Here is a 14,111-nt window from a genome sequence, read left to right on the forward strand (position 1 = left end):
TCGGCGGCAACCCTATCCGGAGGCGACCGCTCGACCCGGGATGGCGCGCCCACCGCCGGTAACCCGGGGGCGGTACGCCGCGCGGCTGCCTATCCTTGGCGACGTCATGCAGAATCCAGCCGTACCCGCCGTCCCCGAGACCGCTCGCGACCTGCACCGTCGCCTCACCCCCCTGATGTTCCGCGACCAGCGCCGGCTCCAGCGGCGGCTCGACGGCGTACGGCGGCTGCGCGACCCGCAGCGGCGGGAGGCGGCGCTGGCCGAGATCGCGACCGAGGTCACCCGGGCCGAGGCGCGGCTCCAGGCGCGCCGTGCGGCCGTGCCGACGATCACCTATCCGCCGCAGCTGCCGGTCAGCGAGCGCAGGGACGACATCGCCGCCGCGATCCGCGACCACCAGGTGGTGATCGTGGCCGGCGAGACCGGCTCCGGCAAGACCACCCAGCTGCCCAAGATCTGTCTTGAGCTGGGGCGCGGGGTCACCGGGCTGATCGGGCACACCCAGCCCCGGCGGCTGGCGGCCCGCACCGTCGCCGACCGGATCGCCGACGAACTCGGCACCGAGCTGGGCGACGTGGTCGGCTACAAGGTGCGCTTCACCGACCAGGTGGGCGACAACAGCCTGGTCAAGCTGATGACCGACGGCATCCTGCTGGCCGAGTTGCAGACCGACCGGATGCTGCGGCAGTACGACACGCTGATCATCGACGAGGCGCACGAGCGCAGCCTCAACATCGACTTCATCCTCGGGTATCTCAGGCAGCTCCTGCCCCGCCGGCCCGACCTCAAGGTGGTCATCACCTCGGCCACGATCGAGACCGACCGGTTCGCGAAGCACTTCGCCGACGCCGACGGCAATCCGGCGCCCGTGGTCGAGGTGTCCGGGCGCACCTACCCCGTGGAGGTCCGCTACCGGCCGCTGGTCGAGGTCACCGAGGCCGACGAGGAGGACGAGGCCGACGAGGAGAACGTCCGGGACCAGATCCAGGCCATCGGCGACGCGGTCGAGGAACTCGCCGCCGAGGGGCCCGGCGACATCCTGGTGTTCCTCAGCGGTGAGCGGGAGATCCGCGACACCGCCGACGCGCTGGGCAAGCTGGTCCAGAAGAAGCGGTCGCTGCTCGGCACCGAGATCCTGCCGCTGTACGCCCGGCTGTCCACCGCCGAGCAGCACCGGGTCTTCGCCGCGCACTCCAACCGCCGGGTGGTGCTGGCCACGAACGTCGCGGAGACCTCGCTGACCGTGCCCGGCATCAAGTACGTGGTCGACCCCGGCACGGCCCGGATCTCCCGCTACTCCAGCCGGCTCAAGGTGCAGCGGCTGCCGATCGAACCGGTCTCGCAGGCCAGTGCCAACCAGCGTAAGGGCCGCTGCGGGCGTACCTCGGACGGCATCTGCATCCGCCTCTACGACGAGCAGGACTTCGCCTCCCGCCCCGAGTTCACCGACCCGGAGATCCTGCGCACCAACCTGGCCTCGGTCATCCTCCAGATGACGTCGATCGGGCTCGGCGACGTCGCCGCCTTCCCGTTCATCGACCCGCCGGACCGGCGCAACGTCACCGACGGCGTCAACCTGCTGCACGAGCTGGGCGCGCTCGACCCGGCCGAGACCGACCCGGCGAAGCGGCTCACCGCGCTGGGGCGGCGGCTGGCCCAGCTCCCGGTCGACCCCCGGCTGGCCCGGATGGTGCTCGAAGGGGAGCGCAACGGCTGCGCCACCGAGGTGGTGGTGATCGCCGCCGCGCTGTCCATCCAGGACCCACGCGAGCGCCCGGCCGACAAGCAGGCCCAGGCCGACCAGGCGCACGCCCGGTTCGCCGACAAGGAGTCCGACTTCGTCGCGTACCTGAACCTGTGGCGCCACCTGCGGGAGAAGCAGCGGGAGCTGTCGTCCAGCGCGTTCCGCCGGATGTGCAAGGCCGAATACCTCAACTACCTTCGGGTACGCGAGTGGCAGGACATCGTCAGCCAGCTGCGTCAGGTCCTGCGTACCTCGGACAAGGGTGAGGGCCGGCGCGGCGCCGGCGCCGACCTGCCGGAGGAGATCGACACCCCGAAGGTGCACCAGTCGCTGCTGCCCGGCCTGCTGTCGCACCTCGGCCTCAAGGACGCCCAGAAGCACGAGTACCTCGGCGCGCGGGGCGCGAAGTTCGCCATCTTCCCCGGGTCGGCGCTGTTCAAGAAGCCGCCGCGCTGGGTGATGGCCGCCGAGCTGGTGGAGACGTCCCGGCTGTGGGGGCGGGTGGCCGGGCGGGTCGAGCCGGAGTGGGTCGAGCCCCTCGCACAGCACCTGGTCAAGCGGAGCTACAGCGAGCCGCACTGGGAGAAGAAGCAGGCCGCGGTGATGGCCTACGAGAAGGTCACGCTGTACGGCATCCCGCTCGTCACCTCCCGCAAGGTGAACTTCGGGCGGATCGACCCGGTGCTGAGCCGGGAGCTGTTCATCCGGCACGCCCTGGTCGAGGGCGACTGGCAGACCCACCACCAGTTCTGGCGGGACAACCAGAAGCTCCTCACCGAGATCGAGGAGCTGGAGAACCGGGCCCGGCGCCGCGACATCCTGGTCGACGACGAGACCATCTTCGCCTTCTACGACCAGCGGATCCCCGCCGACGTGGTCTCCGGCCGGCACTTCGACACCTGGTGGAAGAAGACCCGCCGGGAGCAGCCGGACCTGCTCACGTTCACCCGCGAACTGCTCGTCAACGACGGTCGGGGCGGCGTGGACGAGGAGGACTACCCGGACGAGTGGCGGGCCGACGGCGTCACGCTGCCACTGACGTACACGTTCGACCCGACCGCGCCCACCGACGGCGTCACCGTGGACATCCCCCTGCCGCTGCTCAACCAGGTGCCGGCGGAGAGCTTCGACTGGCAGGTGCCGGGGCTGCGCGAGGAACTGGTCATCGCGCTGATCCGGTCGCTGCCCAAGCCGGTGCGGCGCAACTTCGTGCCGGTGCCCGACTACGCCCGCGCCGCGCTCGCCGCGATCACCCCGGGCGAGGAGCCGCTGCTGGCCGCGCTGACCCGGCAGCTGCGCCGGATGACCGGGGTGACCGTCCCGCCGGACGCGTGGGACCTGAGCCGGCTGCCGCCACACCTGCGGGTCACCTTCCGGGTGCTCGGCGACGACGACAAACCGGTCGCCGAGGGCAAGGACCTGCCGGCGCTGCAACGCGAACTGCGGCCCAAGGTACGCCAGGTGGTCGCCGCCGCCGCGCCGGACGTGGCCCGCAGCGGGCTGACCGAGTGGTCGATCGGCGCGCTGCCGCGCACCGTCGAGCAGGTCCGCGCCGGCTTCGCGGTGACCGCGTACCCGGCGCTGGTGGACGAAGGCGCGACCGTCGGGGTGAGGGTCTTCGACTCGCCCGGCGAGCAGGAGGCCGCGCACTGGGCGGGCACCCGGCGACTGCTGCGGCTGACGCTGCCGTCCCCGGCGAAGTTCCTCCAGGGCCGGCTGAGCAACGAGGCGAAACTGGCGCTGTCCCGCAACCCGCACGGCGGGGTGCCGGCGCTGATCGAGGACGCCACCGGCGCCGCCATCGACAAGCTCATGGCGGACGCGGGCGGCCCCGCCTGGGACGCCGACGGCTTCGCCGCCCTGCGCGAGCGGGTCCGCGCCGACCTGGTCGACACCGTGGTCGAGGTGATGAACCGGGTCCGGCAGGTGCTCGCCGCCGCGTACGCGGTCGAGCAGCGGCTCGGGGCGACGCGCAACCTGGCCGTGGTGGCCGCGCTGGCCGACATCCGCCAGCAGCTCGGCGGCCTGGTGCACGCCGGCTTCGTCACCGAGGCCGGCTACGCGCGCCTGCCCGACCTGCTGCGCTACCTGACCGCGATCGAGCGCCGGATGGAGCGGCTGCCGGGCAACCCACAGCGGGACAAGTCCCAGCAGGACCGGATCGCCGTGGTGCAGAAGGAGTACCAGGACATGCTCGCGGCGCTGCCCCCGGCCCGACGCGGCTCGACGGCCGCGCGGCAGATCCGCTGGATGATCGAGGAGCTGCGGGTGAACGTCTTCGCCCAGGCCCTCGGCACCCCCTATCCCGTCTCGGAACAGCGCATCTACCGCGCCATGGACGACGCCGAAGGCCGCTGAGCCGGCGCGGCGGCCCGGTCAGCGGCGGATCACCGTGCCGAAGCCGAGCCAACGCCCGGCGTACGGCCCCTCGACGAGGCGGACGTGTTCGCGGCCGTTGAGCACGGAGCGGCCGTCGATGGCCACCTGGTCATCGACCCGGTAGGTGGTGGGCACCGACTTCATCAGCCCGGCGGCGTCGATCGAGTACGCCGCCGGGGCGTCGACAGCTATCGTGCCGGGCCGGTGCAGTTTGTAGCCGAAGCCGGCACAGATGCCGACCTGGTACCGGTAGGGCGAGTACTCCTGCACGTAGTAGCCGGCCAGGGTGCCGGCGGTGATCGCGTACCAGATCCCGGTCTGGCGCATGATCTTCACCCGGTCGCCGGACGGCGCGGCGCTGGCCCGGGCCAGCGTCATCTTCGTCCGCGCGGTCACCGTGCCCGCGCTGTTGAACTTGTACGCCGTGTGCGTGCCGGAGGAGAAGCGGACGGTGCCCTTCACCCCGTAGGGCGGGTAGTCGGTGTACCAGAGGTCGGCGAGCTGGGCCAGGAACGTGTCGCCGGTGATGGCGTACTGCTGGAGGAACTGGAACATGTGGGTGGAGTGGTACTGCCCGGCGTCGATGCCGTGGGTCAGGCAGTAGCGGCTGCGCCAGTGCCGAACCCGGATCTTCTCCCACACGTCGCGGTAGGTGGTGATCGCGCCCTGCAGCATCAGCTTGGCGTCGGCGTTGCGGGTCAGCACCCAGTAGTCGTAGAGGCCGTACGCGGAGAACATGTGCCCGTTGTAGGTGCGGTCGCCGCGGACCGCCTTCGGGTGGGGGTACTCCTCCAGCCACAGCAGACCGTCCACCACGTACACACCCCAGGGCTGACCAGCCACCGGAGGCAGCAGGTACGAGGCGAACGTGGCGTCCGCGGCGCCCTTCCACCTCGTCTCGCCGGTGCGCTGGTAGAGCCGGGTGAACAGGCTCAGCGCCTGCCCCTGCGCCATCATGGAGTACCACGGTGCCGGGTAGAGGTCGGAGCCTCCGTGCAGCCGGTGGTCGAACGGGTACGGGTAGAACCAGGCCCCGCTGCGCAGCCGGCGGCGGTCGACCAGTCGCTGCGCCTGCAGTCGCGCCCGGTCCAGGTACGCCTGGTTTCCGGTGATCCGGTGGGCCTCCATCAGGTGCAGCCCGTACTGCGCCTGCGCGACCGGGTGGTCGTAGAGCCGGCCGCCGAGGCGCACCATGCGCACCCCGGTGGAGTCGTGCACGCCGGGATCGACGAGCGGGACCGGCGAGGTCATGTGATACGGCTCGATACCGATCGGCAGTTCCCGGATCTCGAAGTCGTCGTACCGGAACTGGAACGGCACCGACGCGGTGCCGGCGTACCGGCGGGTCGGTCCACCGAGCCGGCCGGCGCCCGGGGTGGACGGATCGCGAGGCGCCAGCCGGGCCAGGTCGCGGGGCGGCACGGCGGACAGTTCGGGCAACGGTTCGCCGTGGACGGGCGGGCCGATCTCGTAGGCGGGGTCGATGACGCCGGGATCCGCTGCGCCGAGCCACAGCGGCGTCGGCGCGGCCCCCCGGGCCGGAGCGCCGACGAGCAGCGGCGCGGTGGCCGCCGCAAGGGAGCCGGCAACCAGGGCGCGGCGGGTCAACGGTGGGGCGTGGACCGTCAAGGGCGACGGATCATGGTGGCGCATGCGAACCTCCCGTGTCCTTCACATGCTGGGCACCTGCCTCCCCATGCTGGGCCGGACGACCCGGACAGGCAAGGACCCTTCGGTCGGAAATGGGTCAGCGTCGCTCCGGCCGGGAGGACGGGTCACCTCAGGAGGTCACCCGGGCGACGAAGGCGGTGAGGTGCGCCACGGTGCGGGCGATCTTCTCCTCCAGCGTGAGCGACTCGGGCAGTCGGGCTCCCGGCCCGGCGTCCTTGCGGCCCCGCAGGTAGAGCGAGCAGGCGAGGTCGTCGCAGAGGTAGATGCCCACGGAGTTGCCCTGCTGCCCGGCCTTGCCCGCCTTGCGCGCGACCATCAGGCTGACGCCGCCGACCGGGTTGGTCAGGCACACCGAGCACATGGTGCGGCGTTGCCGCCCGGGCCCGGGGCTCGGGCGGCGCAGGGCGAGGGCGACCGGGCGGCCGTCCGGGACGGCGACGAGGTAGGCGCGGTCGAGGGCCTGCGGATCTCGCCAGCCGAGGAAGTCGAGGTCGTCCCAGGGGCGGGTGCCGAGGTCGCGCGGGACGTGCAGTCGCTTCGCCTCGCCCTTGGTGCAGTTCACGAAGGCGGCACGGATCTCGGGTTCGGTCAACGGGGTCATACAACCGAGGGTAATTTTCCTAAAGGTATTAGGCAAAGGCATAATGAGCCGTGGTGAGAGGAGACTCATGGCCCGTGCGGGACTCAATCGAGGGCGACTGATCCAGGCCGGGGCGGAGCTGGCCGACGAGGTCGGCTTCGACCAGGTGACCGTCTCGGCGCTGGCCAGACGGTTCGGCGTCACGGTCGCCAGCCTCTACTCGCACGTGCGCAACTCCCACGACCTGCGGGTCGGGATCGCGCTGCTCGCGCTGGGTGAACTCGCCGACGAGGCCGCCGACGCGCTCGCCGGACGGGCCGGCAAGGAGGCACTGACCGCCTTCGCGAACGTCTACCGCGACTACGCCCACCGACATCCGGGCCGCTGGACCGCGGCCCAGCTCCGGCTCGATCCGCAGACCGCCGCCGGCAGCGCCGGCTTCCGGCACTCGGCGATGATGCGGGCGATCCTGCGCGGCTACCACCTGCCCGAGCCGGACCAGACACACGCCGTCCGCCTGCTCGGCAGCGTCTTTCAGGGTTTCGTCGGCCTGGAGATGGGGGGCGGCTTCGACCACAGCGCCCCCGCTCCGCCGGAGAGCTGGGAGCGGGTGCTGGACGCCGTCGACGCCCTGCTGCGCACCTGGCCCACGACGGACGCCACCTAGGCCAGCGGCTCCACGCCGGGCGGGAGTTCGTCGGTGGCCGTGGCGTCGTGGACGTACTCCAGCAGGATGCGACGCAGCTCGCGACCGGCGTGGGTGGGCACCACGTCGCGGCGGCGGGCCACCGCGATGGTCCGGCGGACGCCGGGTGGGACGAGCCGGGTCACCCGGATGCCGGGCCGGCGGGCCACCACGATGCCGGGGACCAGCGCGACGCCGAGGCCGGCCTCGACGAAGCTGAGCACGGCGTCCATCTCCCCGCCGTCCACCGAGAGGGTGGGCTCGAAGCCGGCCGCCCGGCACGCCTGGAGCGTGGCGTCGCGCAGGTCGTAGCCCTCGCGGAACATCACCAGGGGCTGGTCGCGCAGGTCGGTGATGCGCAGCTGGCCGGCGGGCGAGGCGCCCGGCAGCGGGTCCACCGAGGCGACCACCAGGCTCTCCCGCAGGATCGGGTCGGCGCGCAGCCCCGGGTCGGTGCCGGCGGCCGGCATGATGATCAACGCCAGGTCGAGGTCGCCGCGGAGCAGGTCGCGGACCAGGTCCTGGGAGCCGCCCTCCTCGACCCGCAGGTCGACGGTGGGGTGGGCGTCGCGGAAACGGCGCAGCACCGGGGGCGCCAGCGAGGTGGCCAGGCTGGGCGTGGCGCCCAGGCGGACCCGCCCCCGGCGCAAGCCCACCAGTTCCTGCACCTCGCGGGTCGCCGTGTCGACGTCGGCGAGGATCCGCTTGGCCAGCGGCAGCAGTACGTCCCCGGCCGCGGTGAGCGTGATGTTGCCCCTTACCCGCTCGAAGAGCGGGGCCCCCAGGTCGGTCTCCAGTGCGTGAATTTGCTTACTCAACGAGGGCTGGGTGATGCCGACCAGATCGGCCGCTTGGGTGAAATGTCGTACTTCTGCGACCGCTACGAAGTACCGGAGCTGATGGAGCTGCATCTACATAGCCTACGGCTATCAAGACTGCGATTTCGATGCATTGGACGCCTGATCGAAGTGCTCCTAGCGTCGGTCGTGTGGTAATCACGAAAACTCGGTCGCCCATCCGCTCGAACGTGGGCCTCAAGGCCGTCATGGCGGTGACGGGCATCATCCTGGTGCTGTTCCTGATCCTGCACATGCTCGGCAACCTGAAGATCTTCACGGGCGAGACCTCGTTCGACCACTACGCGCACTGGCTCCGGGACATCGGCACGCCGCTGCTGCCCACCACCTGGTTCCTGTGGATCCAGCGCACGGTCCTCACGGTGGCGGTGCTGGCGCACATCGGGGCGGCCACCGTGCTCGCGATGCGGGCCCGCGCCGCCCGGCCGGTGGCGTACGCGCACCGCCGCAAGATCCACGTGAACTACGCGGCCCGCACGATGCGCTGGGGTGGTGTGATCATCCTGCTCTTCGTGATCTACCACATCCTGGACCTGACCACCGGTCACCTGAACCCGCAGGGCGACTCGTCCAACCCGTACGGCAACGTGGTCGCCGACTTCGCCCCCGGCCGCTGGTACGTCACGCTCTTCTACACGCTCGCCGTCGTGACGCTCGGCTTCCACCTGCGCCACGGCGCCTTCAGCGCGTTCCGCAGCCTCGGCCAGCAGACGCCGAGGGGCGAGCGCCGGGCCCGCGCCGCCGCGCTCGTCTTCGCGGTGCTCCTCTGCGCCGGCTACCTGGTGGTCCCGTTCGCCGTACTCACCGGATTGGTGGACTGACATGGATCTGTACACCGAGGGCGACCCGATCGCCGACACCCGCGCCCCGGACGGCCCGATCGAGACCCGGTGGGACCGCCACCGGTTCGAGATGAAGCTGGTCAACCCGGCCAACCGCCGGAAGCTGACCGTGATCGTGGTCGGCACCGGCCTGGCCGGCGGCTCCGCCGCGGCGACCCTGGCCGAGCAGGGTTACCACGTCAGGTCCTACTGCTACCAGGACAGCCCGCGCCGGGCCCACTCGATCGCCGCGCAGGGCGGCATCAACGCCGCCAAGAACTACCGCAACGACGGCGACTCGGTGCACCGGCTCTTCTACGACACGGTCAAGGGCGGCGACTTCCGCTCCCGCGAGTCGAACGTGCACCGGCTGGCCGAGGTCTCGGTCAACATCATCGACCAGTGCGTCGCCCAGGGCGTCCCGTTCGCCCGCGAGTACGGCGGCCTGCTCGACACCCGCTCGTTCGGCGGCGCGCAGGTGCAGCGCACCTTCTACGCCCGGGGCCAGACGGGCCAGCAGCTGCTGCTCGGCGCGTACCAGGCGCTGGAGCGGCAGATCGGCCTGGGCAACGTGGAGATGAACTCCCGCCACGAGATGCTCGAGCTGGTCGTCGTCGAGGGCCGGGCCCGCGGCATCGTGGTCCGCGACCTGGTCACCGGCGAGATCAGCACCGAGATGGCGGACGCGGTCGTGCTCGCCTCCGGCGGTTACGGCAACGTCTTCTACCTCTCCACCAACGCCAAGGGCTGCAACGTCACCGCCTCCTGGCGGGCGCACCGCAAGGGCGCGTACTTCGCCAACCCCTGCTACACCCAGATCCACCCGACCTGCATCCCGGTCTCCGGCGACCACCAGTCGAAGCTGACCCTGATGAGCGAGTCGCTGCGCAACGACGGCCGGGTGTGGGTGCCCAAGGCCAAGGGCGACGACCGCAGCCCGCGGGACATCCCGGAGGACGAGCGGGACTACTACCTGGAGCGGATCTACCCCTCCTTCGGCAACCTGGTCCCCCGCGACATCGCCTCCCGCGCCGCGAAGAACGTCTGCGACGAGGGACGCGGCGTCGGCCCGACCGGGCTCGGCGTCTACCTGGACTTCGCCGACGCCATCGACCGGCTCGGCCGCAAGGCCATCGAGGCCAAGTACGGCAACCTGTTCGAGATGTACGAGCGGATCACCGGCGAGGACCCGTACCAGGTGCCGATGCGGATCTACCCCGCCGTGCACTACACGATGGGTGGCCTCTGGGTCGACTACGACCTCCAGTCGAGCATCCCGGGCCTGTTCGTGATCGGCGAGGCCAACTTCTCCGACCACGGCGCGAACCGGCTCGGCGCCTCGGCGCTGATGCAGGGCCTGGCCGACGGCTACTTCGTGCTGCCGAACACGCTGGCCAACTACCTGGCCGCGAACCCGGTCGAGAAGATCGACGCCAGCCACCCCGAGGCGGTCGCGGCGCGCACCGAGGTCGAGGAGCGGCTGAGCCGGCTGCTCGCGGTCAACGGCGACCGCACGGTGGACTCGTTCCACCGGGAGCTGGGTCAGATCATGTGGGAGCACTGCGGCATGGAGCGCTCCGAGGCCGGGCTGCGCAAGGCGATCGACGAGATCCGCGCGCTGCGCGAGCAGTTCTGGCAGCGGGTACGCGTGCCGGGCGACGGCGAGGGGCTCAACCAGTCGCTGGAGAAGGCCGGCCGGGTGGCCGACTTCTTCGAGCTGGCCGAGCTCATGTGCATCGACGCGCTGCACCGCGAGGAGTCGTGCGGCGGGCACTTCCGGGCCGAGTACCAGACCCCGGACGGCGAGGCGCAGCGCGACGACGACCGGTTCGCGTACGTGGCGGCCTGGGAGTACACCGGCACCGGTGAGCCCGTGCTGCACAAGGAAGACCTGACCTTCGAATACGTCCACCCCACGCAGCGGAGCTACAAGTGAACCTGACCCTGCGCATCTGGCGCCAGACGGGCCCCGAGGACAAGGGTCGGATGGTGAGCTACCCGGTGCAGGACGTGTCCCCCGACATGTCCTTCCTGGAGATGCTCGACGTGCTCAACGAGCGGCTGATCCTCGACGGCGAGGAGCCGGTCGCGTTCGACCACGACTGCCGCGAGGGCATCTGCGGCGCGTGCAGCCTCATGATCAACGGTGAGGCGCACGGCCCGCAGCGCGGCACCACCGCCTGTCAGCTGCACATGCGGCAGTTCTCCGACGGCGACACGATCGACATCGAGCCCTGGCGGGCCCGGGCCTTCCCGGTCGTCAAGGACCTGGTGGTGAACCGCAACGCCTTCGACAAGATCATCGCTGCCGGCGGCTACGTGACCGCGCCGACCGGCAGCGCCCCGGAGGCGCACTCCACCCCGGTGGCCAAGGCCAACGCGGACGCCGCCTTCGAGTCGGCCGCCTGCATCGGCTGCGGCGCCTGCGTGGCGGCCTGCCCGAACGGCTCCGGCATGCTCTTCACCGCCGCCAAGATCACCCAGCTCTCGCTGCTGCCGCAGGGCCAGCCCGAGCGCTACACCCGGGTGATCGGCATGGTGGACGCGCACGACGAGGCCGGCTTCGGCGGCTGCACCAACATCGGCGAGTGCGCCGCGGCCTGCCCGAAGGGCATCCCGCTGAACACCATCGGCCGGCTCAACCGGGACTTCCTCAAGGCGACCACGAAGCGCGCCGGCACCCCCGGCTCCTGACCCGACCTTCCACCCGACCGCCGCGCTCCGCACCGAGGGGCGCGGCGGTCGGCGTTTTCCGGGGTCCCCCGCGGTCCCTCTTCGGCTGCCTTTCGAGCTGAGTCGTTTCTGATATCGCCCACCGACAGGTCTACCCGGCGAGCCTCGACCCGGCGGGCGAGACGGGGCGAGCGAGACGGGCGGGCGAGACGGGGCCGGTGCGCGACACGGGCGGGCGAGACGGGGTGGGGCGGGCGACACCGACCGGGCGGGCGACACGGGCCGCACTCGCCGCGGCGGGGCGGCCCGCTCCGACGCGCTCGACACCTGGCCGCCCCGGCCGGAAACCACGGCCACCTCGACGCGCCCGACGCGCGAGTCGGTCGGCGCGCCGGCGGTGAGTCGTTTCTGACATCAGCTCGAAAGGCAGCGCCGACCCATGCCCCCGGCGCCGCGTGGCACGCCACACCCGGCCCCTTCCGACGGCGCCCGGTTCAAGTCACTCCTCTCGGGTAGCAGTCCCATGGACGGCACCGGAGAGGGGACATTCAGGCATGAAGGCACTGACCTGGCACGGCAAGCGGGACGTTCGCGTGGAGGACGTTCCGGATCCCCGGATCGAGGAGCCGACCGACGCGATCGTCCGGATCACCTCGACCGCCATCTGCGGCTCCGACCTGCACCTGTACGAGGTGCTCGGACCGTACCTGAAGCCCGGCGACGTGCTCGGACACGAGCCGATGGGCATCGTCGAGGAGGTCGGCCCGGGCGTGACCCGGCTCAAGAAGGGCGACCGGGTGGTCGTCCCGTTCAACATCTCCTGCGGCTCGTGCTGGATGTGCGAGCGGCAGCTCTACGCGCAGTGCGAGACCACCCAGGTGACCAGCCAGGGCAAGGGCGCCTCGCTGTTCGGCTACACGTCGCTCTACGGCTCGGTCCCGGGCGGCCAGGCCGAGTACCTGCGCGTGCCGCAGGCCCAGTTCGGTCCGATCAAGATCCCGGACACCGGGGCCGACGAGCGGTGGCTCTACCTGTCCGACATCCTGCCCACCGCCTGGCAGGCGGTGAAGTACGCGGACACCCCGCCCGGCGGCACCCTGGCCGTGTTCGGTCTCGGCCCGGTCGGGCAGTTCAGCGCCCGGATCGGCCGCCACCTCGGCGCCGGCCGGGTGATCGGCCTGGACCTGGTGCCGGAGCGGCTGGAGATGGCCCGCCGCCACGGCATCGAGGTGCTCGACGTCAGCCAGCTCGACGACGTGCCCGGCGCGCTCATCGACCTGGTCGACGGGCGCGGTCCCGACGCGGTGATCGACGCGGTCGGCATGGAGGCGCACGGCGCGCCGCTGGGCAAGGTCGCCCAGACCGCCGCCGGACTGCTGCCGGACAAGCTGGCCCAGGCCATGACCGACAAGGCCGGCGTGGACCGGCTCGTGGTGCTGCACGCCGCGCTCAAGGCGGTCCGGCGCGGCGGCACCGTCTCGATCTCCGGGGTGTACGGCGGCGAGCAGGACCCGATGCCGCTGATGGAGATGTTCGACCGGGGCATCCAGCTGCGCATGGGGCAGTGCCACGTGCGGCGCTGGGTCGACGAGATCATCCCGCTGTTGGAGGGCGACGACGACCCGCTGGGCGTCGAGGACCTGCGGACCCACCGGCTGCCGCTGGCCCAGGCGCCGCAGGCGTACGAGATGTTCCAGAAGAAGGAGGACGGCTGCGTCAAGGTCGTGCTCGCACCGTGACCCGTACCGTGGTCGTCACCGGCGCGACCAGCGGGATCGGCCGGGCGGCGGCCCGGGAGCTCGCGGGCCGCGGGGACCGTCTGGTCCTCGCGGCCCGCTCCCCCGAGACCCTGGAACAGGTACGCCGGGAGTGCGCCGACGCGGGCGCGGCGGACGTCCGGATCGCGCCGACCGACGTGACCGCCCCGGGCGCGCTCGACGCCCTGGCCGCCACCGCGGTCGCCGAGTTCGGCCGGATCGACGTCTGGGTGCACACCGCCGCCGTGATGGCGTACGGGCGCTTCGAGGAGATCCCGGCGGAGGTCTTCGACCAGGTGGTCCGGACCGACCTGCTGGCCGCCGCCGGGGTCGCGCGGGTGGCGTTGCGGCACTTCCGGGCGACCGGGGGCGGCACGCTGATCCTCACCGGGTCGGTGCTGGGACACATCACGGCGCCCTACATGAGCGGGTACGTGACCAGCAAGTGGGGGCTGCACGGCCTGGCCCGGGCGTTGCAGCAGGAGTCGCGGGACCTGGACGGGGTGCACGTCTGCCTGGTCACGCCGGGCAGCGTCGACACGCCCGTCTACCAACAGGCGGCGAACTACCTCGGCCGGATCGGCCGGCCCCCGCTGCCGATCACCACTCCGGAACGGGTGGCCCGGGCCATCGCGCACTGCGCCGACAAGCCCCGCCGGGAGATCTCGGTGGGCCGGGTCAACCTGGTCATGCGGTTCGGCTTCACCGCGCTGCCGGCCGTGTACGACGTGCTGGTCGGGCCGCTGATGCGGATCGGCGGGCTCACCGGACGCCCGGTGCCGCCGACGGACGGGGTGGTGTTCGCGCCGAACCCGGCCGGTGAGGCGGTCCGGGGCGGCTGGCTGCCCGACGTGTCGCGAGTGGTGCGGTCCGTCGGCGACGCCACCGCCGCTGTCGGCTCCGCCGTCCGTCGGCGGCTGCGCTGAGCCGCGCCGGGTCGGTCG

10 protein-coding genes are annotated in these 14,111 nt (G+C 71.8%); 7 read left to right on the top strand and 3 right to left on the bottom strand.

The window, feature by feature from the left end; all coding sequences use genetic code 11:
• Positions 1–106: 106 nt before the first annotated feature.
• A complete protein-coding gene (gene hrpA, locus CO540_RS08905; RefSeq protein ID WP_099161655.1) occupies positions 107–4,102 on the top strand; it encodes an ATP-dependent RNA helicase HrpA in 3,996 nt (1,331 codons plus the stop codon).
• An 18-nt stretch (positions 4,103–4,120) separates the two neighbouring features.
• On the opposite strand, the gene CO540_RS08910 is transcribed toward hrpA, so the two are convergent.
• Positions 4,121–5,752, bottom strand: a complete 1,632-nt coding sequence (locus CO540_RS08910; RefSeq protein WP_157779085.1) for a D-glucuronyl C5-epimerase family protein — start codon at positions 5,750–5,752, stop codon at positions 4,121–4,123.
• A gap of 151 nt (positions 5,753–5,903) precedes the next feature.
• Positions 5,904–6,395 carry an FBP domain-containing protein gene (locus CO540_RS08915; protein ID WP_099161657.1) on the bottom strand — a complete coding sequence of 164 codons (492 nt, stop codon included), beginning with the start codon at positions 6,393–6,395 and terminating at the stop codon, positions 5,904–5,906.
• 67 nt (positions 6,396–6,462) lie between these two features.
• On the opposite strand from CO540_RS08915, the gene CO540_RS08920 reads away from it, so the two are divergent.
• Positions 6,463–7,041: a TetR/AcrR family transcriptional regulator gene (locus tag CO540_RS08920; protein WP_099161658.1), complete on the top strand. Its 579-nt coding sequence runs from the start codon at positions 6,463–6,465 to the stop codon at positions 7,039–7,041.
• Here the strand turns inward: CO540_RS08920 and CO540_RS08925 are convergent.
• Positions 7,038–7,970 carry a LysR family transcriptional regulator gene (locus tag CO540_RS08925; protein ID WP_099161659.1) on the bottom strand — a complete coding sequence of 311 codons (933 nt, stop codon included), beginning with the start codon at positions 7,968–7,970 and terminating at the stop codon, positions 7,038–7,040. The two genes, CO540_RS08920 and CO540_RS08925, sit on opposite strands and share 4 nt — an antisense overlap.
• 35 nt (positions 7,971–8,005) lie before the next feature.
• On the opposite strand from CO540_RS08925, the gene CO540_RS08930 reads away from it, so the two are divergent.
• From CO540_RS08930 to CO540_RS08950, 5 genes are all read left to right on the top strand, one after another.
• A complete protein-coding gene (locus CO540_RS08930; RefSeq protein WP_172967813.1) occupies positions 8,006–8,737 on the top strand; it encodes a succinate dehydrogenase cytochrome b subunit in 732 nt (243 codons plus the stop codon).
• A 1-nt stretch (position 8,738) separates the two neighbouring features.
• Complete coding sequence (locus tag CO540_RS08935; protein WP_099161660.1) at positions 8,739–10,673, top strand: fumarate reductase/succinate dehydrogenase flavoprotein subunit; 1,935 nt, start codon at positions 8,739–8,741, stop codon at positions 10,671–10,673.
• A complete protein-coding gene (locus CO540_RS08940) occupies positions 10,670–11,431 on the top strand; it encodes a succinate dehydrogenase/fumarate reductase iron-sulfur subunit (protein WP_091578479.1) in 762 nt (253 codons plus the stop codon). The genes CO540_RS08935 and CO540_RS08940 overlap by 4 nt, the downstream gene beginning before the upstream one ends.
• A 533-nt stretch (positions 11,432–11,964) precedes the next feature.
• Positions 11,965–13,149, top strand: a complete 1,185-nt coding sequence (locus CO540_RS08945; protein WP_098745466.1) for a zinc-dependent alcohol dehydrogenase — start codon at positions 11,965–11,967, stop codon at positions 13,147–13,149.
• Complete coding sequence (locus CO540_RS08950; RefSeq protein ID WP_099161661.1) at positions 13,146–14,093, top strand: SDR family oxidoreductase; 948 nt, start codon at positions 13,146–13,148, stop codon at positions 14,091–14,093. Before CO540_RS08945 ends, CO540_RS08950 begins: the two co-directional genes overlap by 4 nt.
• Positions 14,094–14,111 lie beyond the last annotated feature (18 nt).

The organism is Micromonospora sp. WMMA2032 (assembly GCF_002688545.1).
Classification (GTDB): Bacteria; Actinomycetota; Actinomycetes; order Mycobacteriales; family Micromonosporaceae; genus Micromonospora; species Micromonospora sediminicola.

Coding starts and splice junctions, on each gene's coding strand:
- hrpA (WP_099161655.1), top strand. CDS start 107: ATGCAGAATCCAGCCGTACCCGCCGTCCCCGAGACCGCTCGCGACCTG.
- CO540_RS08915 (WP_099161657.1), bottom strand. CDS start 6,395: ATGACCCCGTTGACCGAACCCGAGATCCGTGCCGCCTTCGTGAACTGC.
- CO540_RS08920 (WP_099161658.1), top strand. CDS start 6,463: ATGGCCCGTGCGGGACTCAATCGAGGGCGACTGATCCAGGCCGGGGCG.
- CO540_RS08925 (WP_099161659.1), bottom strand. CDS start 7,970: ATGCAGCTCCATCAGCTCCGGTACTTCGTAGCGGTCGCAGAAGTACGA.
- CO540_RS08930 (WP_172967813.1), top strand. CDS start 8,006: ATGCATTGGACGCCTGATCGAAGTGCTCCTAGCGTCGGTCGTGTGGTA.
- CO540_RS08935 (WP_099161660.1), top strand. CDS start 8,739: ATGGATCTGTACACCGAGGGCGACCCGATCGCCGACACCCGCGCCCCG.
- CO540_RS08945 (WP_098745466.1), top strand. CDS start 11,965: ATGAAGGCACTGACCTGGCACGGCAAGCGGGACGTTCGCGTGGAGGAC.